General features: G+C 69.3%; 2 protein-coding genes. Both read right to left on the bottom strand.

Going from position 1 to position 896, the window contains the following annotated elements; genetic code table 11:
- Positions 1–186: 186 nt before the first annotated feature.
- On the bottom strand, positions 187–510 hold the full coding sequence (gene flgM / locus AC1D01_RS36770) for a flagellar biosynthesis anti-sigma factor FlgM (protein WP_477874756.1): 324 nt from the start codon (positions 508–510) through the stop codon (positions 187–189).
- Between the two features lie 115 nt (positions 511–625).
- Positions 626–896: flagellar basal body P-ring formation chaperone FlgA (gene flgA, locus AC1D01_RS36765; protein ID WP_477874754.1), on the bottom strand; the 271-nt coding region annotated here is incomplete at its 5' end.

Below are 896 nucleotides of genomic sequence, written 5' to 3'. Positions count from 1 at the left end.
GGGAGAAGTGGTCGACCGCGCGCGCCAGCGAGCGGTGCAGCTCGGTCGCGTGCAGGTCGATCGCCGCGCTGTCGCGCGTGCGCAGCGCCTCGCCCAACGCGGCGAGTTGCGTCTCGACCGCGCCGAGGGTGGCCTCGAGTTCGGGCGAGGTTTCGTACGCGGGATTCACCGGCTGCTGCATGACGATCAATGACCCAGGACTTCGCGGGCGTTGGAAATCAACTTGTCGGCGATGGCTTCCGGATTGACCTTGAACGAACCGTTCTCGATCGCGTCGGAGATGCGCTTGACCTTGTCGGCGTCGAAGTCGGCGCTGGCCGACCCGGTGCCGGTCAGCGACGAAGCCGCGCTCGACAGCGAGACGGTCGTGCTGGCTTCGGGTGACGCGGCGCCGACGGCCTGGGGGGCCTGCTCGGCGGGCTTGGCGGTCGCCCCTTGTTTCTGCGTGGCGCCACCGACCGCCTGGGTCGGCGCGGCTGCTTCTGCTTGATGGCCGATCTTGATGCTCATGAAGGACTCCTTGGGTCGGGACAGAGGCCCCGGCCTTTCAACATGCACGGTGTATCGGCCCGCCCGGTGGCGACTTGAGGGGTTTCACCCGAATTGTTGTGCCTGGGACAGTTTTTCACAATGCGAGTTCCAACTGGTGTTCTGCCACCGCGACGCCGGTCACGAGACGGCCGCTTTCGGTGCGCACGCGCGCCGGCTGGCCCTCGATCCCGGCGGTCATCGCCTCGCCCGAGCCGGCCACCGCGTAGCCGTCGCCGACGGCCCGGATGCGCACGGTGTCGCCCGGGGCAAACCATTGCCTGGCCTTCAAGGTGGCCTGGCGCACGCCCTGGCCGGCCGCGACCGACCGGGCCAGCGTGCGCCCGACGAGGGCCGCAGTGTCCGTC

Source organism: Rhizobacter sp. P3_B12, assembly GCF_056402895.1.
The sequence above is the reverse complement of the archived record's forward strand: the minus strand, read 5'-3'. Positions and strand labels throughout refer to the sequence as shown.